The organism is Sphaerisporangium aureirubrum (assembly GCF_042658925.1).
Lineage (GTDB): Bacteria > Actinomycetota > Actinomycetes > Streptosporangiales > Streptosporangiaceae > Sphaerisporangium > Sphaerisporangium aureirubrum.
On sequence record NZ_JBHSRF010000200.1, the window covers coordinates 1 to 852 of the forward strand.

At 65.3% G+C, this 852-nt stretch carries 1 protein-coding gene; it reads right to left on the reverse strand.

Translation table 11 applies throughout. The features are described from left to right. A partial coding sequence (locus tag ACFP1K_RS41135; RefSeq protein WP_380764042.1) for an integrase core domain-containing protein occupies positions 1–852 on the reverse strand: 852 nt, incomplete at its 5' end.

Consider the following 852-nt stretch of genomic DNA (forward strand, 5'->3'; position numbering starts at 1 on the left):
TTACGCGACCTGGGAGTATTCGTTGATCAGTCCGCCGAGGATCTTGCGCCGGATAACGCGTGCCTGCTCGATATTGATTGCTTCTGAGCCAGGGTCTGGCGGACGTTGCAGCAGGGATCGGTGCGGCCGGTGACGGTTATAGTGCTGGACATATCGGGCCAGGACTATCCGCAGACGTCGTTCACCGATGATCAGCATCCGGTCGGTGCACTCGCGGCGTACCGTGCCCACCCAACGCTCGGCATAGCAATTTGCCACCGGCGCCCCAGGCGGTGTCCGCACAGTCCGTACGCCGATGGAGGCGAACACCGCATCGAAGCCGGCGACGAACTTACTGTCCCGGTCGCGGATGAGAAACTTGACCGGCCCGATCCAGCCGTCGGCGTCAAGTAGCAGGTTGCGGGCTTGCTGGGTCACCCATGCCCCGGTCGGGCGGGCCGTGACACCAACGATGTGCACGCGCCGGGTGGCCAATTCGATCATGAACAGCACGTAGACCTGCTTGAGGAACACCGTGTCGACGGTGAAGAAGTCGCAGGCCGGCATCGTCTTGGCCTGGGCGGTGAGGAACTGCTTCCAGCTCGGCCCGGATCGGCGCGGTACCGGATCGACCCCGGCCCGTTTCAGAATCAGCCACACGGTGCTCGGGGCGAGGCGGTAACCCAGACCGATCAGCTCCCCGTGAATGCGCCTGTGCCCCCAGGCCGGATTCTCGGCCGCCAGGCGGAGAACAAGCGCGCGAAGCTCGGGTGAGATCGGCGGACGGCCGGGCCGGCGCCGCGGATAACCCCACTTTCGCCGCACCATATCGCGGTGCCAGCGTAAGAGCGTGGCCGCAGTGACCACGAACGC